At 60.4% G+C, this 22,522-nt stretch carries 16 protein-coding genes; 5 read left to right on the forward strand and 11 right to left on the reverse strand.

What is annotated here, in order from left to right; all coding sequences use genetic code 11:
- Window positions 1-7: 7 nt before the first annotated feature.
- Both HWX48_RS10395 and HWX48_RS10400 read right to left on the reverse strand, forming a co-directional pair.
- Window positions 8-6,082, reverse strand: a complete 6,075-nt coding sequence (locus HWX48_RS10395; RefSeq protein ID WP_175957292.1) for an Ig-like domain-containing protein — start codon at window positions 6,080-6,082, stop codon at window positions 8-10.
- 139 nt (window positions 6,083-6,221) lie between these two features.
- Complete coding sequence (locus HWX48_RS10400) at window positions 6,222-7,502, reverse strand: adenylosuccinate synthase (RefSeq protein ID WP_175957294.1); 1,281 nt, start codon at window positions 7,500-7,502, stop codon at window positions 6,222-6,224.
- Window positions 7,503-7,865: 363 nt separating this feature from the next.
- On the opposite strand from HWX48_RS10400, the gene HWX48_RS10405 reads away from it, so the two are divergent.
- Entirely contained in the window at window positions 7,866-9,359 is a 1,494-nt protein-coding gene (locus tag HWX48_RS10405) for an ATP-binding protein (RefSeq protein WP_175957296.1), read from the forward strand.
- A gap of 9 nt (window positions 9,360-9,368) precedes the next feature.
- Here HWX48_RS10405 and HWX48_RS10410 read toward each other — a convergent pair whose 3' ends face one another.
- On the reverse strand, window positions 9,369-9,563 hold the full coding sequence (locus HWX48_RS10410) for a hypothetical protein (protein WP_175957412.1): 195 nt from the start codon (window positions 9,561-9,563) through the stop codon (window positions 9,369-9,371).
- A 122-nt stretch (window positions 9,564-9,685) separates the two neighbouring features.
- Entirely contained in the window at window positions 9,686-10,633 is a 948-nt protein-coding gene (locus HWX48_RS10415) for an SPFH domain-containing protein (RefSeq protein WP_254873082.1), read from the reverse strand.
- Between the two features lie 409 nt (window positions 10,634-11,042).
- On the opposite strand from HWX48_RS10415, the gene HWX48_RS10420 reads away from it, so the two are divergent.
- Entirely contained in the window at window positions 11,043-12,011 is a 969-nt protein-coding gene (locus HWX48_RS10420) for a S41 family peptidase (protein WP_175957298.1), read from the forward strand.
- Window positions 12,012-12,215: 204 nt separating this feature from the next.
- Here HWX48_RS10420 and rlmB read toward each other — a convergent pair whose 3' ends face one another.
- The 3 genes from rlmB to HWX48_RS10435 all read right to left on the reverse strand — a co-directional run bounded on the left by rlmB (window position 12,216) and on the right by HWX48_RS10435 (window position 15,676).
- Window positions 12,216-13,196 (reverse strand): 23S rRNA (guanosine(2251)-2'-O)-methyltransferase RlmB, encoded by a 981-nt coding sequence (rlmB, locus tag HWX48_RS10425; RefSeq protein ID WP_175957299.1) that lies wholly within the window; start codon window positions 13,194-13,196, stop codon window positions 12,216-12,218.
- Window positions 13,197-13,275: 79 nt separating this feature from the next.
- Entirely contained in the window at window positions 13,276-14,718 is a 1,443-nt protein-coding gene (locus HWX48_RS10430; RefSeq protein WP_175957300.1) for an amidase, read from the reverse strand.
- Window positions 14,719-14,728: 10 nt separating this feature from the next.
- Window positions 14,729-15,676, reverse strand: coding sequence for a phosphatase PAP2 family protein (locus tag HWX48_RS10435; RefSeq protein WP_175957301.1), 948 nt, complete (start codon window positions 15,674-15,676; stop codon window positions 14,729-14,731).
- A 415-nt stretch (window positions 15,677-16,091) separates the two neighbouring features.
- On the opposite strand from HWX48_RS10435, the gene HWX48_RS10440 reads away from it, so the two are divergent.
- From HWX48_RS10440 to HWX48_RS10450, 3 genes are read left to right on the forward strand one after another with little or no spacing between them, the layout of a single operon-like run.
- On the forward strand, window positions 16,092-16,550 hold the full coding sequence (locus tag HWX48_RS10440; protein WP_175957302.1) for a YbjN domain-containing protein: 459 nt from the start codon (window positions 16,092-16,094) through the stop codon (window positions 16,548-16,550).
- Window positions 16,547-17,038, forward strand: coding sequence for a YbjN domain-containing protein (locus tag HWX48_RS10445; RefSeq protein ID WP_175957303.1), 492 nt, complete (start codon window positions 16,547-16,549; stop codon window positions 17,036-17,038). The genes HWX48_RS10440 and HWX48_RS10445 overlap by 4 nt, the downstream gene beginning before the upstream one ends.
- Complete coding sequence (locus HWX48_RS10450) at window positions 17,035-19,458, forward strand: DEAD/DEAH box helicase (protein ID WP_175957305.1); 2,424 nt, start codon at window positions 17,035-17,037, stop codon at window positions 19,456-19,458. The genes HWX48_RS10445 and HWX48_RS10450 overlap by 4 nt, the downstream gene beginning before the upstream one ends.
- Before the next feature lie 634 nt (window positions 19,459-20,092).
- Here the strand turns inward: HWX48_RS10450 and HWX48_RS10455 are convergent.
- The 4 genes from HWX48_RS10455 to HWX48_RS10470 form a co-directional block, all read right to left on the reverse strand.
- A complete protein-coding gene (locus HWX48_RS10455) occupies window positions 20,093-20,503 on the reverse strand; it encodes an Rv3654c family TadE-like protein (protein ID WP_175957307.1) in 411 nt (136 codons plus the stop codon).
- A complete protein-coding gene (locus HWX48_RS10460; RefSeq protein WP_175957309.1) occupies window positions 20,500-20,889 on the reverse strand; it encodes a TadE/TadG family type IV pilus assembly protein in 390 nt (129 codons plus the stop codon). Before HWX48_RS10460 ends, HWX48_RS10455 begins: the two co-directional genes overlap by 4 nt.
- Window positions 20,890-20,923: 34 nt before the next feature.
- Window positions 20,924-21,100 carry a DUF4244 domain-containing protein gene (locus HWX48_RS10465; RefSeq protein WP_175957311.1) on the reverse strand — a complete coding sequence of 59 codons (177 nt, stop codon included), beginning with the start codon at window positions 21,098-21,100 and terminating at the stop codon, window positions 20,924-20,926.
- A gap of 214 nt (window positions 21,101-21,314) precedes the next feature.
- Complete coding sequence (locus HWX48_RS10470) at window positions 21,315-22,250, reverse strand: type II secretion system F family protein (protein ID WP_175957320.1); 936 nt, start codon at window positions 22,248-22,250, stop codon at window positions 21,315-21,317.
- Window positions 22,251-22,522: the final 272 nt, after the last annotated feature.

Consider the following 22,522-nt stretch of genomic DNA (forward strand, 5'->3'; position numbering starts at 1 on the left):
CCTTCTCTTAGTGAGGGCGGCACTCTACCGACTTGGAGATCCACAGAGGCAGATCATTCTCATCAACATTGACCAACGTGAGGTCAGTGGGCGTCCACTGGCTTGTTGACACCTCCCGCTCGACATGTCGGCCGTCATGCCAGATCGTGCAGGTCAAGGATGGAATCGATGGATGCCATGACACCCCCTGAAGTTCGAGACGCTTGCAATCTGGGCGAGGAGGAGGTGGAAGATCTGGAGCCGGGTTATTTGGATCTGGGATATCCGGCGTAGGATTCTCCGGTTCAAGTGGCCCTTCTTCGACAGGGCACTCAAGAAGACGCCCCTCAATCCTGCCTGGAATCCGAATGGACACAACACCAGAGTCAGCCTTCCGCCCGTCCTCTGCCGTGACAGTGAGGCTCGCCTGATACTCGCCGCCGGGCTGAACATCGGGCAGAACATAACGATTTTGATCGATACCCACCGCATAACTACTGCCATTAATGATGAGCTCAACACTGCGCAGCGCCTGACCGATACCATCAGAGTTCAAACTCCAGGAGTACACCAAGGATGCCCCCTCCTGACGGCCAGAGAGTTCAGGCGTACCCGGCGGAGCATACGGATGAACCTCGATGGTCACAACCTCACTAAAGACCACCTTTTGGCCGATACCAACCGCACGCTGACGCACCGAGATCCACTGGCGGCCATTAGAAGGAAGGAGGATGCGCGGAGTGACCGGCGTCCAGGATTCCTGGTCTTTCGGCGTCCATTCGATGGTCAACGCATCAGCACTAAAGCCATTACCTGGCGCCTTTGCGACATCCACCAACTCAATTTCACGAGAGTTACCCGTTGCGCGAGCCGACGGTCGGGGAGGCGCCAAGGGCAGACCAAAGGCATCGAAACGAGTCTCCGCTACGCCCGACCACTGGTTCTCCTCGTTACGCAAAGCAACACGAACCCTGTAATCACTCGCCGCAGCGACCTTCATACGCACGGAGTTCTTCTCCGGTGTCACGCTCTCCTCGTGGGTTCCCATTCCTTCGATCTCGATGCGAACACGATCAACCTTACGGCCATTGAGCGGCGGGTAGTCCCAAGAAATATCTACCTCAACCGTTGAAGCGTCAAGAGCATTAACAGCCTGCGCACGGACACTCAACGGGGCTCCCGGCGGACCAAAAGGTACGGCGGCCGAAGATGCTTCCGATATGGGGGACGGCTCAGGAGCAGAATTATGCGCCTGAATGGTGAAGTAATAGCCCACGCCGTTCTTCAATCCCTTAACGGTGGTCGATGTCAGCGCCCCATCGACTTGGATTTCCTTACTGGGATCACCCGCAACGAACAACGTGTAATGGCGGATTGCCGAACCTTCATTCTGAGGGGGCGTCCACGTCACCGTCACTTCCCCGTCTCCAGGCGAGACAGTCGGAGGATTAGGCATCCCCGGACGCGCATCCACCAGGATGGGCGCGGAACGGGTCGAGGAGTCCGATACACCCACAGCATTACGCGCCACAACAGTGAAGGAGTGCTCGACACCATTGTCCAGCCCTTCCAGGGGGCATGAGGCGACACGGCACTCGTAGGTGCGACCACTGTAATGATCAGTAATCGTAAAGCCCTCAATCTCAGCACCGTTATCACTGCCCGGTTGGAAGGACACCACAGCACGACCTGCACCGATGACCTGCGCGGATACTCCCGTCGGAGCTTCTGGGCGGTCTCGAACAACGAGGCGAACCCGACCTTCAACAGCGCGATCAGGATCCCCTGTCGCATCCATCAGGCGATACAGCACCGTCATCTGGCCGTGGAAGCCTACGGCAGGAGTAATCGCAAGGGTTGTACCTTGCGGGTCTACTGTGCCTTCGCCGAGCTGGACACTGGCCCCGACAATGCGCAGCGGGGTCTCAGGGAAGGGGTTAATCGTGTACCGTGTCAGATCAATGAGCTCTCGACCACCAGCATTTGCTGCATTCACAAGAGCATCTGAGGTTTGAATCAATGGGCGCGTTGAAGCGACCACTGAGACGGGGATAAATGCCTGCACCTCACCAGAGCCATCGTCAACAGAGACCGTGATCATTCCCACCGGCCCCTTCTGTTGGTCCAGTCGGGCCTGCACAGCAAGCTGACTGCCACTCAGAGTGACACTCACACCGTCAGGCACCCCACCAAGCGCATAGGTGAAACCCGCAGGATCCTGGCCATCAGGGTCATTGACCATCTGCGCCAATTCCACCCGGACAGGGTCACCGCCAGCAGAGACGCGGATAGGGGTCGGGGTGAAGGTTGGCGGCGTATTCACCGCAGCAATGACCTTCAAGGGAATCATCAGCACAGCGGACAGAGCTGATTCATCATCGTGAGCGCCATCGCGCGCCTCAAACGATACCGAGGTCTTCCCAACAAAGTCCTCACGCACCCGAAGGCGAATAATCCTTTCCTTCTCAACGGTGATCTCCGGCTCAATACCCGCAGCACCCTTTGCAGAGGAAGGATTGACGATGCGAGGAGTGCGGCCAGCACGCACTTGTACGTAATCCGTGATATCCAGAGATACTTCTTGACCTGCACGCACTTCAATAGGGAACTTCGACTCGTCGATAGACGGACGAGTACGTTCCACCCCGGGAACGGACACGATCGCCACAGCACTCAGCCCATCCTCGTCGGTCACGGTGTAGACCACCATCCGACGCTTTTCCGACGGGGTAATCCGCAGAACGTTCCCATCCACTGTGACACCATCAGCCTGAGCACTGATCTTCAAGGCCTGAGAATTGCCATCCGGATCCTCGTCATTGGACAACACCTTCACCGTCACGGGTCCACCCGAAGTCGGCATCTCCGCCAAGGTCACCACGTCATCGCGCGCAATCGGCCCGCGTAACGGAGCGTCTTCAGACACGATCACCGTCAGCGTGCCTGTTGCCTGCCCGCCGCGGCCATCAGTGATCCCGTAGGAAATGACGTAGCTACCCTCAGCTGCTGGGGTGGTCAAAGAAACCACTGAGCCATTAATGACTGGAGAAATCTCGGAAGTATTGCTCTCGAGCGAACCTTCTATCAAAGCCACTGTGTCACCATCGGCGTCAATATCGTTCACAAGGACCGCAATATAGAGGCTTCGGTTGGGGCGGGCTCGAACAGTGTCACGCACCGCCGCCGGGTTTTGGTTGTAGGCATCGGGAGCCGCAATACCCACACGCACACGCGCCGATGACTGCTTACCCAAGCGGTCTTCGACAATATAGGTGAAGACATCCGTTCCCGTGGTATTCGGGGCAGGAGTATATTCAAGCCAGTCGACACCGAGGGCGACAGATCCCTTCGTCGGAGATTGCTCAATGCCAACAAGGGTGACGGAGTCGCCATCGGGATCAATCCCATTCAAAGGAACAGGTATTCGAGCTGTTTGCCCTGATACCGCCCAGGCGGTCAGCGCCTTTGGCTGCGGTGCCGCATTGGTCCCTTCAAGAGGACGCACTTCAAAAAGAACCGTTGACGTTGCAAGATTACCCACCGAGTCGCGCACGGTGTACGACACGTGCATCACTCCCGGACGCTCCCCCGCCGCAAGACGTACGAGGTTGCCCGTGACAAAGGGAGTACCCACCTCGGGTTCAGGTGTGAACTCCAAGACCGGGTCCACTCTCATTGCCAGACCTGCCGGGGACATGTCATTTGCCAGTACGCGAACGGAAGCAATGTCACCCACGCGCACCTTGGCACGGTCAGGCTGCAGACGTGGCGGCTGCTTATCATCGAGGGCTTCACTGGGGACAACCGTCACCAGAGCCGATGCCGTGCTCACACCATTTGAGACAACATAAGGCACGCTGACGGCCTTATCCAGACCACTGGGAGCTGAAATCCGCAAGAGGTGACGATCAATGAGGATCACCTCCAGACCCGCCCCCTCGGGAACCTCGATCCTTTGAACCACGAGGACGCCACCCGAAGGATCGGAATCGTTACTCAGGGGAGCAACATGAACGAAACCACCCGCTGGGAGCACAGCGAGATCATCTTCGGCCACAGGCGCAGCCTTCGCATCCACATCGACGACATCAACGCGAACCACACCAAGCGCAGTCGAGGGGCCGTCCGTCACCGTGTAAGTGAAGTGGTAGGACCCTTTAGCGCGAGCAACAAAGGACACTGAACCAAGTTCAAGGTCAGGTGTCAGGACAGCTCCCGCTGGCGCAACCGAGACTGCCACCAGTTTGAGGCGGTCGCCATTGGGGTCATTATCATTCGCCAAAGGCTCAATCACAGCAGTTTCCCCAACGGGGATGACATAGAAATCAGCGTTGACGATTGGGGGAAGATTACCCGGCTGCTGGACATGAACCGTAAGAGTGCCCGCTGTACTTTCGCGCCCATCCGAGACCGTCACGACAAGCGTGTGCGCCCCTGGCTGAGCACCCAAGTCACGAATGGACACCGTTCCTTCCTTGCGGAACTGCACTTCAAGGCTCTCACTGCCAGACACATCCTGCAAAAAGACTGCATCCCCATCGGGATCAATCCAGTCAGCAAGGAGGTTGTACTCAATCTGTGCGCTGGCACCAAGTTTGACACCAGGATCCCGAAGCTGCCGGGGCCCCTCATTCATACTCCACGGGCGGACGTCAACCCGAACTGTCGCCGTATCAACAGCCTGACCGTCAGAGGCCTCGTAGACGAAGGTCGTCGAGGCGGCGCCCTCGTCCAACCCCGATATCTGAAGAGCACGACCCCCGCGGGTACGCGCGATATCCCCCTGGCTGGGTTGTGTGACTGGACGTGCTGTCAGGACATCTCCATCGGCATCAGAGTCGTTCATCAGAACGGGCAAAGTGGTGGTCCGCCCCGGACGAACACCGAACTCGTCATCAACAGCCTCGGGAGGAGTGTTCTGTTCTTGCCGTTCAGGATCAGCAATTTCATCGGTGATCTGAGGAGAGTCTTCGAGGTTCTCTTCCTTTCGGAGCTGAGAATCAATCTGATCCCAGTCGTCCATGAGCACCATATTGTTATCGGGTAGCCACACAGATCCCGTGCCCGTCTCGTTCAAGACAATACGAGTGCGGTTCGTACGGAACTGAATCTCTGACGCCGTTTTGAGTGAGTCAACCTCCATCTGGAGGCTCAATCCCGCGTCGGCACAGACGCGAATATACGCTCCTGAACCGGCCCACGCAGAATAGGCGCACCCCATATGGCGTACCGGCGCCGCCGGGACACCTGAGCGCGAAGCTTCAGAAGCCGGGTGGAAAAGCACCGGATCACCATTAAGCGGGATCTCAACAAGGGCAGCGTCTGTTGCCAATAGGACCGACTCAGCGTCTGGACCAGGCTCTTGCAACACTCCGCCCGAAGCAACAGACTCCTTCCCGAGATCACGTAGGGAGCCATCCGGGAGGATAAGAGTATTCGTCACCGAGTCATAGCCAACAGGCTGATCCCCGACGGCGGTCAGCTGCAGCTTCGCAGTCTTAGAGAGGCCAGAAACCGGTATGCGCACGACCCGGTCAAGGGCGCCATCTGGGTAGATACCGACCATGTTTCCCTGGGCAGACAAGGCAAACACAGCACCATTATGTGAGGCGGTGAGCACCCCCGCTTCCATGTCGGTGGCCAGTGCAGTTTCCTCGGAAAAAGGAACTGAAGACGGTGTCACTGCCGAGGTCACCCAGACATTGCCCTCATTCGGATCAAGGACCCCCAGGCGCTGCGCGCCCTGGGCAACCTGAGACTGGGGCGGCATAGAGGTCGCTGCCCCTAAGCGAACATTCGCTACCTCGATAGGAGCAACAGCAAATAGCGACGCATCAGAAAACGTCACTGTCTCTTTGAATTGAGCGATATCAAAGTCTGCGCTCTGAGTGCGCAGCGCAGAATCCAGAGTTCGCGACTCATAGTTCAGGTGGCCAACTAGATGACGCGAACGATTCGTCACCCAGATGCCGCCGTCATCGACGTCAACCTCAGCAGTGGCGACGCCCTCGTAAATGAGGGCGCCGACAACGAGCACTACCGAGAGGAGTAGGGAGAGTACGGCTGGGAACCGTCTCCGCCATCTCTTAACTGAATCTGCCACGAACAATTCACCAAAACCCGAGGGGGAACGATAAACACAGTCAGTCTTTCACGAAGACTCAGCTCACACTAAGGTTTCGCCAAACTGTTTCGTGTCTCTCATTACATCCTGCCGACAAGCGACATGCAAGAAGAAGACTTCAGAGAAGCGAATAGCGATTAATCGTTTCTTCACGGCCCGGGCCCACACCAATGATGGAGATACGACACTTGGACAGTTCCTCCAAGCGCAGGATGTAGGCCTGAGCGTGTTCCGGAAGGTCCTCGAAACAGCGAGCCTTGGTGATGTCTTCAGTCCAGCCGGGCAGTTCCTCGTAGATCGGCTTCGCGTGGTGGAAGCCCGTCTGGTCCATGGGCATCTCATCCATGCGCACGCCGTCAACCTCATAGGCCACACACACCGGGATCGTCTCGTATCCGGTGAGGACGTCAAGCTTGGTCAGGCAGATGTCGGTCAGGCCATTAATGCGGGTCGAGTAGCGTACCACCACCGAGTCAAACCAGCCGGTACGACGAGGGCGGCCAGTGGTCACACCGAACTCACCGCCCTTGTGACGCAAGGCCTCGCCGACCTCGTCATCAAGCTCCGTGGGGAAGGGGCCTTCACCCACGCGCGTGGTGTACGCCTTGGCGACGCCCACCACTGAGTCAATGCGGGTGGGGCCAACGCCGGTGCCCGTCAGGGCGCCACCGGCGGTGGGGTTGGAGGAGGTGACGAAGGGGTAGGTGCCGTGGTCGATGTCAAGCATGGTGGCCTGACCGCCTTCAAAGAGAACGGTTTCGCCGCGGTCCAGGGCCTCGTTAACAACGAGGGAGGCGTCGACAACCATGGGGCGGACGCGGTCAGCGTAGGCGAGGAGCTCATCAACGATAGCTTGGGGGTCGATGGGGTCGACCCCCATAGCTTCCAGGAGCTGGTTCTTCGTGACGAGGGCGGAGTGGACCTTCTGGGAGAGGATGGAAGGGTCGAAGAGGTCTTGGATGCGCAGGCCGATGCGGTTCATCTTGTCGGCGTAGGTGGGGCCGATCCCTCGGCCGGTGGTGCCGATCTGGCGGGCACCCAGCGACTTTTCCGTCGAACGGTCCATGACGCGGTTATAGCTGGGAATAATGTGGGCGTTAGAGGAGATCTTCAGCTTCGAGCAGTCAATGCCGCGTGCGGTCATCTCTTCGAGTTCTTGGAAGAGGACTTCCAAGTCAACGACAACACCGTTACCGATGACGGGGGTGACGCCTTCAGACAGGATGCCTGCGGGAAGAAGGTGGAGTGCGTACTTTTCTCCATTGACCACGACGGTGTGGCCAGCATTGTTGCCGCCGTTGAACTTGACGACGACGTCGGTGTTCTGACCGAGCTGGTCAGTGGCCTTGCCTTTGCCCTCGTCGCCCCACTGGGTTCCGAGCACGATCACGGCTGGCATGTTTTCTCCTCAAGTGGATTTTCCACGCGAGCCACGTGCCGCAGCTCATCGCGGGCAGAACGGTGGTTCTACCGACAAGAGTTTAGCCGGAAAGTCCGTGAAACTCACCCACAGAGCCAAAGTTGCTTCATGCACCTTCTACTGTCATGCGAGTCGCCTCAGCAAACTCCACATCTCTTGTGAAAGTATGAGTCGCACTTTCACAGTATGAGTTGCACTTTGGCCACACAAGACAGCGCCTCGACGGGCTCAATTTCAGCAGAAAATAGGGAATACCTCCCGCTGCATCCCACCTAATGGCCACTCAGACCAATACTCAAAGTGTGAGTTGCACTTTCGTAGTATGAGTTGTACTTTCATAGTATGAATTGGGATATCAACGCCATTAATGCCCTGCTCGCCGAGCTCCGTAGGCATGGTGGAGATTCCACCACGGTGGAAGTGAAGCGCTCCCGCGATGCCCTACCCAAGAGCATTGGTGCCACCATTTGTGCCTTCGCGAATATGCCTGACGGCGGAACGATCATTCTTGGCATTGACGAAGGGACGAACTTTTCCGTCACCGGGGTCTCCAACCCAGCGGAATTAGCGGGTGGACTTGTCTCCGTCGCCCGAAATGCCATTTCACCTGCCCCACATATCCGCACTCACCTTCTCAGCATTGACGACAAGGACATCGTCATCGCTGACATCATCGGCTTGGACACCACCGATAGGCCCGCACGCTACCAGGGCCGCGCATATCTTCGACAAGCCGATGGCGACTACATCCTCCACGAACATGAACTTCGCATGATCGAAGCGTCAAAACGTTCACTTGATGATCCCCAACAACATGACCTGCGCATCGTCAGATCTGTCGACACACAGGAACTGGTCCCAGAACTCGTCGAGCAATATGTCGAGGGCGTCCGACGAAGAGATAGACGTTTGAGCGACCGCTCATCCACAGAGATCCTCACGCGCACCCACATTATTGCCCAGGAGCATCCCACACTTGCCGGTCTCTACGCCCTTGGCGACTACCCCCAAGAGGCTTTCCAAAGCCTTTACGTGACGGCTGCTGTTCAACTCCCCACCGACACGGGCGAACGCCGAACCCACGCTCTTGAGACCTTCACTGGGCCACTACCATTCCTTCTTGAGCACATCATGGATTGGTGTGCCACCAATATTCCTTCTATCCGTCGCTATAGACCAGATGGGCACATGCAGGAGGTACCGGAGATCCCTCTCCAAGCCGTCCGCGAGATAGTCGCCAACGCACTTGTCCACCGCGATCTGAGTTCCAACACGCTCGATACAGGTAAGAGCATTCAAATTCGTTTGACCCCAGACCGCTTGATGGTTCAAAGTCCAGGGGGCCTGCGCGGTATTTCTCTTGGAGAGCTGGAGAGTGTCACTCACTCCCAAGCCGCCGTCAATCGCCACCTGTATTCCATTGCTCAAAAACTTCGCACCCGCGACGGTGCGGCCATTATCGAAGGAGAGGGTGGAGGAATTCGAGAAGTTATCCGAGCATGCGAGCAAGCATCCCTCCCGCGACCACATTTCATCGACACCGGCGTGAAGTTTACCGTTCTTCTTTGGCGCCCGTCCCATTCCTCGAAAGGCAACGAGGATCGGGGAACTCACGCAAGCCGTGGCCTTCACAGCGACGCCCCTTCGTCGAAGAATGAGTATCTCGTGGTAGAGGCACTCACCGGAACGGACGGGATATCCTTCGCAGAACTCCAGCAGCGAGTTCCTTTGAACAAAGGCCAACTTCGCTATGCACTCTCACGAGCCCTTCACGCAGGGCGAATCATCATGGTTGGCGGACAGGGCGATAGGGACACCCACTACCACCTACCATAGATGGGGTGCTTAGCCGACTTTCTCTTGACGCGGCCGCCCACGCCCTCGCATGGGTGCAGCATCCGGAGCGCGACCAGCATCCGCGAGAGCTCGGCGAAGTAAGACCTCTATTTGAGCATTCACCGAACGTAGGTCATCAGCGGCCCATTTGGCGAGGGCAGCATGCACGGCCGGATCGAGACGCAGAAGGATCTGCTTGCGCATGACCTTAGGCGAATGCCTCTCTTCCCTCACCAAGGGGTCCTGCCCCTCCGGGTGTTCCCCGAGGGGCAGGGCAGCCTTCGTCAGCGCCTCCTCCAGACCTCCATTGTCAGTCACGAACAACCTCAGGAGTAAAGCGATCCCGCATTAATCACCGGAGTGGTGCGCTGCTCAGAGCAGAGCACCACAAGCAGATTGGAGACCATTTGCGCCTTTCGTTCCTCATCAAGCAGCACGATGTCTTCATTTTCTAAACGCGTCAGAGCCTGCTCAACCATGGTGACAGCACCTTCAACGATCTGCTCACGGGCAGAGATAATGGCACCTGCTTGCTGACGCTGGAGCATCGCCTGAGCGATCTCTGGAGCATAGGCCAAGGATGAGATGCGCACCTCAACGATTTCAACCCCCGCCATAGCGACGCGTTCGGCTACCTCGTGGGCAAGTTCGCGCGAGACAATGTCGGTACCTCCGCGAAGAGAGGTTTCACCTGGTCCGGGTTCATCATAGGGGTGGGTTGTGGCAACGTGACGCAGAGCTGCTTCGGATTGGGTCTTGACAAATTGCTCGTATTCTTCGACGGCATACACAGCACGGGCGGTGTCGGCAACCTGCCAGACAATAATCGCTGCGATATTGATGGGGTTACCGTCCAGGTCATTGACCTTCAGTTCGTTGGTCTCGAAGTTGTGGACCTTGACGGATACCTTGGTACCACCCGTCAGGGGCGGCACAAGTACTAAGCCGGTGCGGCGAATGGTCCCAATGTAGCTTCCGAAGAACTGGCGAACCGATGTTTGACCAGGCTGGACGATCGTGATGCTGGAGAAGAGGATCAGCGACAGCACGAAGGCGATGATCGACAGGATCATCAGCACTGGGGAGGCACTGGGATCTGCTTCCAAGAGGATGACTTGAGCAATAAACAGTGCAATGGAGCCGCCGAGAATCGCAAGCAAGCCCAGGAGGACAAAGAGCGCCAGAGGACTTCCACCTGAGAGCGCTGGCTTTTCGGAGATATCGATACGGATCCCCTCATGTCCAACAGGTTGAGCGTCCTCAACGGAGGGCATGGCGTGAGAGTTTGATTCGGCAGACATTGCACTCACCGCTCATTCTTTCAGTTCAGGCGCTAGGCTCACCCCAGCGCGATATCAATATGATATCTATTTTTCTTCCGGTCGCAAAGGCTCGCCGCACACGCTCATCGCCCCCCAATATGCCCCCGCATCCCCACCGCCCAGTTACGTTGCACTTGTTGCATTACGTGACGGCTATAGCGGTCACAAAAGACAACAAGTGTCACGCAACTGCGATGAGGCAAGAACAAGCCTGACAGCACACCCCCCTCAAGCACACCCCCAGTCAACCCCCAGCTGCAGTTACGCAGCTCAGGGCACAATCAGGGGCACTCAGGGTTTCAGGGCTGTCCCCCACCTGATTGGATAAAGAACGACCACGTTTACCAACAAGGAAGCTGCCATGACGACGACGAAAAAGGTTGTGCTCGGTATTGGTGCCAGCATTGTTACCCTCATGGCGCTCGCCGTGGCTGCTGTCCTCATGTGGGGACCACTCGTCGGGATCTACCTCATTCCACCCACCCCTCACAAGGCCGGTCTCAACGCGCTGGAGATCATGGAACAGGGTATCTATGCCGACAAGCCGGACTGGGCCCATAAAAAAGCCGAGGCCACCGAGGCTCTCAATAGCGTGGAAACCTGGGATGGGCTCGTTCCCGTCCTTGACGATGCTATTAAAGTCGCTGGCGGCAAGCACTCTTTCATCCTCACAGAGGAGGAATTGGACGACGCCCAATCCGTCTACGAAGCACCCACGACTTCCCTCAACGGCGGCATCGCGACCATCACCCTGCCCGGATTCTTGGGTACTACCGAGCAGGGTCAAGCGTATGCCGATACCGCTGCTCAGGGCCTCTATCAGGCTGGGGTCTGCGGCGTCATCCTGGATCTACGCTCCAATAATGGTGGGGACATGGGCCCCATGCTTGCCGCTGTTTCCCCTCTCCTCCCCGATGGCACATCAACGTCTTTCGTCATTGACTCCTCTCAACACCCTGTGCGCATTGATGGCGGTTCCGTCAACGGCGGTGGGACCCCCACGAGCTTGACTTCCTACATCGGAAAGCTCAATGTCCCGGTCGCGATCCTTCAAAGCCCAACAACCGCAAGCTCCGGCGAACAAACCCTGCTGGCTTTCCGAGGCATCGAAAGAGTCCGAACCTTTGGCGGGGAAACAGCAGGCTACGCCTCCGTCAACACCGTCATCCCCATCTACGACAAGATCTCTATGGCCCTGACCATTGGCACGACCCTGGACCGCAATGGCATTCCCTACGGTGAGGTCCCAATCCCCGCCGAACAGCCCACAGCCCTCAACGAGGCCCCCGAAGCGGCTCTCACATGGCTCAACGCGCAGGGATGCAAGTAAGACAGGCGCCCGGCTCACAAGCCTGCTGTGACACCAGGCGTCAGATAGCACGTAGATAACACTGTAGATAGCACGTGGATAGCCCTGTGGGGGAGATCGGCGATCTCCCCCACAGTCACATCTCTAACGCGGGCCCGACACCCGGGCCCAACCCGGGCCCGACACCCGGGCCTAACACCCGGGCCTAACACCCGAGCTCAACACTCAGGCCTGACGCAGCGACGCCACCTCATACAGGGCAATACCCGTAGCAACAGCGGCGTTCAAAGACTCCACCGCTGAAGAAATCGGGATCGACACCACCTGGTCGCAGGCTTCACGCACAAGACGCGACAGGCCAGCGCCCTCCGCGCCGGTGACAATCACCAAGGGTTCCTTCGCCAGGGACAGGTCGCGCACCGACACGTCGCCACCACCATCAAGACCCACCACGAAGAAGCCCGCCTTCTTGCAGGCCTCCAGGGCGCGCACGAGGTTGGTCGCGCGAGCCACAGGCACGCGGGCAGCCGCACCGGCCGACACCTTCCACGCGGTGGTGTTCACACCGGCGCTGCGACGCTCAGGAATGATCACACCATCAGCGCCAAAAGCACCCGAGGAGCGCAGAACAGCACCCAGGTTATGAGGGTCTGTCACCTGATCGAGGGCCACCAGCAGAGGCACACCCAACTGCTGGAGGGAGTCAGTAATAAGGTCATCAACGTGGGCGTACTCGTACTCGGCGACCTCAATGGCCACGCCCTGATGGACGGCATCCTCGGTAGCCACATCAAGGTCACGCTTGGTGACCTCGTAGACGGGGGCGCCCATGGCAGAGGCGTTGCGGACCACCTCTTCCACGCGATCATCACGCACATTGCCAAGCACAAACACGCGGGTGACGGGCACGCCAGCGCGCACGGCCTCGGCCACCGGGTTACGCCCGGCGATCAACTCATGGCCGGGTGCGACGCGGATGGAGGACTTTGCGCGAGCCTTAGCGATCTGCGCCTTCTTTTCTTCGAGGCGTTCGCGGGCGACCTTACGCTTGTGGGCGGGGTGGTAGGTGCGGTCCTCGGCCTTGGGCGTGGGGCCCTTCCCTTCGAGGCGACGGCGAGAGTGGCCGCCGGTACCGACCTGCGCACCCTTCTTCGATCCTGCCTTGCGCACTGCGCCGCGGCGTCCGCCGCCGTTTCCACCTGCCATGATGTGCCAACCTTTCCGCATATTTTGGCTCAGCGGTTAAGGATACCGGGAATTGCGCCACCCGTGCGGGTGGAAGTGCTCACTCCCCAAGCTTCGGCGCTGGCCACCCGCCAACCCGTTGCTCCACCTGGGCCGCGAGCACCATCAGCACATCCTCCCTGCCGGGCTTGACGACGAATTGCATACCAATGGGCAGGCTGGAGGCACTGACCGGCGCAGGCAGGGACAGGGCCGGATGCCCTGAAACATTGAAGATCGCGGTATTGGCGACGAAGGGTGTACTGCCACTAGCAGAGGTGAGGGCGTTCGCTTCACTGAGGGCGTCAGCGGCAGGGGCCATGACCGGTAGGGTCGGCACGAGGAGCACGTCCGCGTGGGTGAGGAAGCGCGCGTCGATGGTGCGCGCGATGGCCTCATTGCGGCGAAGTGCCCGGTCAACGACGAATCGGGGGATCTTTCGCCCGATGTCGGCGGTGGCGCGGGTGCGGCCTTCCAGCCTCTCGGGGTGCTCAACGGAGTCGGCCTCAATGGCCATGCCGGAGGCGAATTGGGTGAGAAAGGCGTCGGCGGCGCTCGGCCAGGCGCGGCGGGTTTCCTTCACCTCATGGCCCAGGTCGCTGAGCAGGGCAACGGTTGCGCGTAGGGCCCGCTCCACCTCGGGCACCATCGCTACGCCGGGGGTGGCGGGCCGGGCGCTCCAGGCGACGGTGAAGCGGCGGGAGGTGTCGGCGGCGGCCTCGACATACGGCATGGGCAGCGGGGGCGCAACGAAACTATCCGACGGCAACGAACCGGCGAGCACATCGTTGACCAGCGCCGTGTCAGCCACCGTGCGGGTGATCGCCCCCAGGGTGACGAGGCCATGCCAGTGTTCACTCAGGGGTGCGGGCGAGATTCGGCCGCGCGCAGGCTTAAGGCCAACGAGGCCGCAACACGCGGCGGGCACGCGGATTGAGCCTCCTCCGTCGGCGCCCAGGGCGATGGGGACCATTCCTGCGGCGACGGCGACCGCCGACCCGCCTGAGGAGCCACCCGGCGAGCGCGTCTCATCCCAGGGGTTGAGAGTCAGACCATAGCGTGCGGAGTTGGTCAGCGGGATTTGGCCAAACTCAGGCATGGTGGTCTTGCCAATAATGATGGCCCCGGCGGCGCGCAGGCGGCGGATGGCCTCACTGTCGCGTTGGGCGGGGCTGGAGTTCCCGTAGCCTCCCAGGGTGGTGGGTAGGCCGGCGACGTCGTACTCCTCTTTAACGGCCACAGGCACTCCGGCCAGCGGGCCGTCGGCGCCGAAAGTACGGATACGGGTCGGGTCCCCGCTGGCGAGGGCGGCGTCGAGAGCGGAGGCCTCGCCCAGTGCCTCATTGTGGCGGATGACGGTGAAGGCGTTGAGCGGGCCGTTGACCTGACGAATCCGCGCGATGGCGGCTTCGACGACGGCCCGGGCAGTGAAGGCGCCGCTGCGGACACCCTGGGCAATGCTGGTGGCGCTCAGCGCGCAGTAGGAGGAGGCAGTGAGGTCCATACCCCCTACGCTAGTCGCTCACCCGCCCACTGAGGTGGTCAACCTCGTGCATGACCAGGCCACTGATGGCGACAATCCACGAAATGCCCGCGACGGCGAAGAGGCGCTCGCGGGTGGGTGCACTGTGGAGGTAGTCGGAGAAACCGAAGCCGGAACCGGGGGAGGCGATGGCGCGCACGTCAATACCCCATAGGGCGATGACCGAGAGCAGGAGGGCGATGACGAGGGCGATTGCCACGGCGATCCCCATGGCGCGGTGAACGCTGGGGACGTGGCGTTCCCGCGATTCGATGGGCGCCAGGCTCAGGGCGCAGGCGCCGGCGATGAGCAGCGCGACGAGGACGTCGGCGGGGCGATGCCATGCTTGGGCGACGACCGTCACCCCCATGAGCGCGGTCCACATCCAGCCGAGCCAGGCTGCGGGGGCGCGCATCCACACGGGGGCAACCATGATGAGGGCAAGGGACACTGAGGCTGCGACAGTGACGTGTCCGGAGGGCAGGGAGTTGGCCAGGCCGGTGGTGACTCCCAGGTCGGGGCGGTGGAGGAGAGCCTTGAGGATCTGGGTGAGGAGGTTAGCGATGACGACGACGGCCACCGCGCGTCCTGCCAGGGTGGGGCGGCGGCGGGCGAGGGCGACGAGGGTGACCGCGACGCTGACGAGGACCATCGCCGCTGGTGAGACAACGCCGGTGACGATCTTCTCGACGCGGTCGACAACGGAGGCGCGCGCCATGACGCTTTCCATCATGAGGGTGTCGAGGCCTTGGCCGATCTCGCTGTAGAGGGAGAAGATGGTCAGGAGGACGGCGGCTAACACTGCTGCGAAGGCTCCGTAGAGGCGGCGGTTGAGGCGCGCGCGGTAGGTGGAGGATGCGGGGCCAGCGGTAGACATCGCGCGGGGGCTTGATGCGCGAGGGCGATGGGGTGGGCTGGGTGCGCTCTTTTTGCTGGGCATTTCTTCCTCCTTCCCTGGTTTGTCCTGGTGCGGGTGCCGCATGATGCGGATGCGACCTCAGCGCGTGACGATGGGACACTGTGCGCGCATGGCGCGCTGGCCTGTCACCGAGGGCAGCGCTGTGTCCTCCCACCGTAGCGCCGTGTCCTCCCACCGTAGTGGCGTTGGCGCGGTGGGGCACTTTCAGGGCCCTGAATCACGCGTGAATCTTCACACTAGCGCCCTTGGGGGTTTCCTACCGGCTATTGGTGCGATGCGAGATGCTCCCAGCTGTGCGCTCAGGCCGTTGACGGGGGAAAAGAAAGAAAAGATTGCGTGAGATCACATGTGGGGGCGTAGGCGCGCATGAATGTTTCGCGTCTATTACAGTGGTCCCATTGCCCCTCATTCCCGCCAGTGACCCCAGGAGTCTGCCGTGTCTTCTCCATCTACCGTCTCTTTGGAGCGGATCCGCAGTATGCTCGCTGGCCGCGATCTGAACTACGGCGACTACGCCGATTCAGAGTTGGTGGTTCCCACATCGAACGCCATCTTCTTGTGGAATACCTCCAACCCGCAGATCCTTCAGCTGCGTGCGCATTGGCGGGGCTTAGCCGAGGATGACGCGCAGTTTGTCGCCCTCACTGAGGAAGTCGCTCAGTGCAATACGACCCGCACTGGTCCGAAGGCTTACCTTGCTCCTTTTGAGGATGGCACGCGCTATGGGTTGATTGCGGAGTGCAATGTGGTGGCCACCAGTGGCCTGACTGAAGCGCAACTTGATGCTTTCTGCGAGACCTCCATGGAGATGATCTTGTCGTTCTTCCATGATCTTGAGGCCGCTCATCCGGAGATGGTGACCTGGTCAGATAATGGAGAGGGAGCCCACGCATGAGCCTCTACGCTGTTCCCAACGATGATGTGACGCCCTATCCTGTGGATTTTGAGCGCCTGTGCGCAACCTTGCAGGATATGGGATATCAGGTGGACATTATTGTCGAGGGTCGTGCTGCCGGTGCCGTCTTTGACAAGGTTCCGATGCTTTTTTCTTTTGATTCTTCGGGCCGTTTCTTGTCGATCCGTTCCATGTGGGAGACGACGCTGTGCGCCGAGTCGTATAGCGCGCACATGTTCGCCATCCTGGATGGGTGGAATCGTGAGAAGTATTTCCCGACGGTCTATTGGATGCCCACCGAGTCGGGCACTGTCCAGGTGTGTGCGGACTTCGTCGTCGATACGCGCGCTGGCCTGTCGGTGCTCCAGTTGCGTGACAATCTTGGTGCGGGTATTTCCACGGGCATTAATGCCATTGAGTACGCTCGCGAGGCTGTGGAGCAGTGCTTGGGCGTGTGCGATGAGGACGAGGATTCCTCTGCCGAATGAGTTCGTCTCATTCGGCTTCGCTGCTGGCCCTGGTTGAGCGGATTGGCCGCCAGCATGGGCAGCATGTCCACACTCATGTGATTCCCTCACGCGAGGGCGTGGTGGTGCCCTGGCCGCAGTGGGTGGATGAGCGGGTTGTTGCCGCGTGGGCGAGGCGCGGTGTGGAGGCGCCGTGGGCGCATCAGGCGCTCACTCTTGATGCGATTGGCGAGGGCGCCGACGTTGTGTTGGCGACCGGGACCGGGTCGGGCAAGTCTTTGGCGGCGTGGACGCCGATTCTGTCGGATTTGGCCGAGAGCGCGTTTACGACGCGCATTTCGCAGGTTCACCGCCGTCCGACCTGCCTCTATCTGTCTCCGACGAAGGCTTTGGCGGCTGACCAGTTGGCGGCTGTGCATCGCCTATTGGCTGAGAGTGAGTTGGAGGTCCGGGCGACCTGCGCCGATGGGGATACGCCGCGTGAGGCGAAGGAGTGGGCGCGGGCGAATGCCGATATTGTCTTGACGAATCCGGATTTTGTGCATTTTGTGCTGCTGCCGGGTCACCAGCGTTGGACGAGGTTTTTGTCGTCCTTGCGCTACGTCATTATTGACGAGTTGCATCATTGGCGGGGCGTGACGGGTTCGCATATTGCCCTGGTGATGCGGCGTTTGCTGCGGGCTGCTCGCCGTCTGGGTGCCGACCCTCAAGTCATTATGCTTTCGGCGACGGTGCGTGATCCCGAGCGTGTGGGTGAGGCGATGATTGGCCGTGCCGGGGTGCGCGCTGTCATGGAGGATACCTCTCCTGCGGGGGTGCGTCATTTGGCGCTGTGGCAGGCGCGTGAGGTCGTTGATGAGACGGCTATTCCGATGGATTCTTTTCTTGCGGCACTTGCCGGGGAGATTCCGGTGTTGGAGGCGCCCACGCGGCGTGTGAGTGCGGCTACTGAGGCTGCCTTGCTCACGGCCGATTTGGTAGCTGCTGGGGGTAGGGTGTTGACCTTTGTGCGTTCGCGGGCGGGGGCCGAGGCTGTGGCCGCGCAGGCGCGTGAGCGTTTGGATGCCACGGTGGGTGGTGATTTGTCGGCTCGTGTGGGGGCTTATCGGGGTGGTTATCTTCCGGAGGAGCGGCGCGCCTTGGAGGCGGCTCTGCGTTCGGGCGCGGTGCGCGCGTTGGCGACGACGTCGGCTTTGGAACTGGGCTTGGATGTGTCGGGTTTAGATGCGACGGTGACGGCGGGCTGGCCGGGGACGCGCGCTTCCTTGTGGCAGCAGGTGGGTCGCGCGGGCCGGGCGGGTGCCGAGGGCGTGTCGGTGCTGGTGGCTTCTGATAATCCTTTAGATACCTATTTGGTGCATCATCCGGAGCAGGTGCTCGCCCCGGTGGAGGCGGCGGTGATTGATCCGTCGAATCCGTGGGTGTTGGCTCCGCATGTGTGTGCGGCGGCTGCCGAGTTTCCTTTTAGTGCCGACGAGGGCGATTTTGAGTGCTTTGCTTTGGCTGATGATGCACTTTTGCGGGATTTGGTGGCGCAGGGGTATCTCAAGAAACGCTGGGATGGGTGGCGTTGGGATGTGACCCGTCCGGAGCGTGCCTGTGATTTGACGGATTTACGAGGTGGCGGCGGGGATGTGCAGATTGTCGAGGCTGCCACCGGCATGGTTGTTGGTAGCGTCCCTGATGGGGATGCGGATTCGCAGGTTTTTCCTGATGCGATCTATGTTCATCAGGGCAAGACTTATCATGTGCTGTCGTTGATGCCGGTGGCGCCGGGTTCGCCTCAGCGTGTGGCGGAGGTTGAGGAGGTTGCCACCCGTTTGCGGACGCGCGCCAAGCAGCATGTATCGGTCCAGATCCGCGAGGTTCTTGAGAGCTGGACGAGTCCAGATCATACGGTGACGTGGAATTTTGGCGCGGTGGATGTGGCGAGCCGCGTGACGGATTATGACCTGTTGCGCCTGCCGGGGTTGGAGTTTTTGCGGAATCAGGAACTGAGCCTTCCGACCCGCACCCTGGTGACGAAATCCGTGTGGTACACGATAACGCCCACTGCGCTCAGAGCAATTGGGGTGAAGAAGGCTGATGTGCCAGGGGCCTTGCATGCCGCTGAACATGCGGCCATTGCTTTGCTGCCCTTGCTGGCCACCTGTGATCGCTGGGATTTAGGTGGCTTGTCGACGGCTGAGCATGAGGACACGATCTTGCCGACGGTGTTTGTCCATGACGCTTATCGTGGTGGTGCTGGCCATTCCCAGTATGGCTTCGACCATGCGCGTGAGTGGGTGGGTGCGGTGCTTGAGGCCGTGGAGTCCTGCCCCTGCGAGGACGGGTGTCCCTCTTGCGTGCAGTCTCCGAAGTGCGGCAATGGGAATGAGCCCTTGTCGAAGGCGGGGGCCGTCGCTGTGTTGCGCTATTTGCTGGAGCGAACTCCGCGCTGAGTGCCTGACTATCTATCTGTCTGTCAGTTTTGGCGGAGGTCGGTAGGAGCATCGGGAGCATCAGGGGAGGTCAGGGAAGAGGGTGGCTTCCATGTGGATGGGGGCGGAGATACCTGGCGGTAAATAACTTTAAGGGGCCGACCCTTGGCCAGCCCCCCAAAGCATCCCATCAACACAGTGCGAGTTCTTCCCGATGCAGTCCCTTTCCGATAACGGGTCTCCTGTTTGACCCGTCACCTCATGTCTGTTGCCAACTACAATAAAAGCTCTTCCTTATGGGACCTTAAGCGGCGCCTGAAAAATGCCTGTATATTTACGGGTTTGAAGGGCTAAAAAGCGGCTTTTCGGTCAGTTTTTCCCAGGCTACTTCCAGCTTTCCTTTTCCTTCTCAACTAAAGGCTCTCAGCATTGAAAGAACGCGCACCACGCACCACCGGCCACACACGTTAATGGGCTGACCTTGTGGCCAGCCCATTAACGCATCCCATCAACACAGTGCGAGGTCTCCCGATGTTATCCCTTCCGGTCAAGGTGTCACTTGGCTGACCCCTTGGCCTTGCGTCGTTCTTCATCAAGAACACTAGCTGTTCTTCCTGATGAGAGCTTCAGTGCAACTCATGAACTTCCTGTGTATTTAGGCTGGTCCAGCCCGTGCTCGACCGCTGACGGTGAACTCCCAACCGCCCCACCTCCACGGTGCGTCAATGGTGACACGCACATCAAAACCATCCTGGGAGCATGCTCCCAGAATCACCTCATTAGCCTGCGCCACCTGCCTCGCGCAGTCGCACCCATCACCAGATGCCCCGGCGAACACAAGGCCACTCTGCCGACACTCAGCCCCTGCAAGGGCGGCCAGGTCAGCAACGGCTTGCGCGCGCACAGCGCTCGCGTGGGCAATACCCGCCGCAGCCACCACGCCCCCGATAATGACAAGTATCGCCAGAATGCCCACGATGGCAATCGTCCCGGACCCCTCCTCGGAGCGCCGATAGTGACGCCACGGATCACCCGAATTCTCCTCGTTACACGAGTGCCCCCTCACAGCCCCACCTCCTCTCGAAGCGTGACCACCTCGCAGCTCATCTGCGAAGCCAACCAGGCAACGGGTGTCCGCAGTGGCCACTGAGCCCTGACCCTCACCCAGCGTCCCTCCTGAGAAATACTTACACTCCCGGCCTCGTATCCCGCAGGCAGAGGCAGTGCCATGAGAGAGTCCACCCCCGCTGAAGCCTCGCGGGCGGCGTGGCGTGCGCCCTCCCTCGCCAGCTGGCATGCCTGCGCCTTCGCATGACCTGCATCGATTCCCGCAAGAATCATGGCAAGTACGCTCATCACAGCCACCAGCCCCATCGCAAACTCCACGCTGACAGAGCCAGAGTCACTCTCAACACCGCGCTCAGCCTCACGCATTGGATGCTGTACTCCCATGGCACTCCCCTTATCTGCCCGTCAAGACAGGGCGCTAAATCGACAGTGCCCGCTCGATGATTCCCTGCAGGGCAGCGCGCACCGCATCCGATTGGACGATGACAAGAAGTAGGCCAGCAAAAGCCGCCGCCGCGACCGCGCCAATGGCGTATTCAACGGTAGTAGAGCCTTCCTCGGGCGAGAGGACATCAGTGCTGTAGAGGTCATTCATTGCTTTCTCCTTCACATAGAGACCGCCGACACGCTATATCCGGCGGCGCAGCAGATCTTGCTGTCACCCCAGCCTCGCCGACGCCACCGCCTTGCCCTAATGGACACAGACGCGCCTGTGGATAACGTCCTGCGGCCCCTGCACCTGTGGATAAGCGACGTGATCGCATGTTCTCTATCCACAGCTCTCCCCACTCTTGGGGCATGACAGCAGGTCAGGAAGAAAAGCCCTGAACCAGAGCCACCACCAGTGGCACCACCCCCAGAGCAATAAAAGACGGCAACATGAACACCCCCAGGGGGACAACCAGGCGGACATTCAGACGCGCAGCCTGACGGCGCGCCTGGGTTGCTCGCCGCTGACGCAGGCGCAGGGCAGCACGCTCACAGCCCGGCACCGGTGAGACGCCATCCTCCCAGGCTGCCTGCAACACCTGACCCAAGGGAGCAAAGTCGTCTGGCACCTGCCGCCAGGCTCGATGCCACGCCTCACCCCGCACCAACGCACGCGCCACCCCATCAAACTCCGCCACACCCCCGGCCTCGCCAAGGGTCTGAAGAACACGCGGAATCGCTGCCCCCGCCTCCAACCCCGCCGCCACAAGATCGCAGGCCAGCGCCGGATCAAGCCCCTCAGGTGGGCGGCCCCGCGCGTGAGCCACCATACGGGCCGACACCACATTCCCCGCAAGCATCAGCACCACACCCACCACGCCCACCAGGGCGCCCAGCACCCCGGAGGTGAAAAAGACCAAAGGCTCGGCCCCTAAGATCCCAGCAGCCGCCACCCCCAGCAGAGGCATGGCGTTGAGGATATGAGCCGACGCTGCTGGCCCGGCAGAAGCGACATCACGAGCCTCCTCATCAGCCTCATCGCTATCAATACTGCGCCCAATTCTGGCGAGGATGTCAGCCAGTGGCGCCCCCAGCACGCCGCTGAAGGCACAGGCTACGCCAAGGGATTCAACGGCGCGACGCTGGCGCTGAGCAGCTGGGCTACGCGCCCACCACCACTGCACCCAGGCGTGGATGTAACGCAGCCACTCGTGCCATCCTCCGCCCAGGGCACCCAGCGCTTCTCGGCCGCGAGGACGAGGCATGGGGCGGGCGTAGGCGGCAACAGCCTCAGGCAGCTCCCAGCCACGGGCCACGTCCCGCGAAATCCCCAGCTCTTCCTCCTTTGGCCGCGCGCCCTGGGGGTGAGAAAGACGTCGCCACCAGGGCTGCTCTGTGCGCGAGCATCGGCATCCATCCCCCACGCAGCCTGCCTCGTCACAGCGCGGCTCTTCACGGCACTGCTCTTCACGGCCTGGCTCTCGGCGGCCTTGCCCACCCCTGCCTGGCCAGCGCCTACCTCCCCCACGCTCACCTTGCCCGCGCCCACCTTGCCCGCGCCCACCTTCCCTGCGACCGTGCGCCCCTC

The organism is Schaalia sp. Marseille-Q2122, from assembly GCF_903645355.1.
Taxonomy (GTDB): domain Bacteria; phylum Actinomycetota; class Actinomycetes; order Actinomycetales; family Actinomycetaceae; genus Pauljensenia.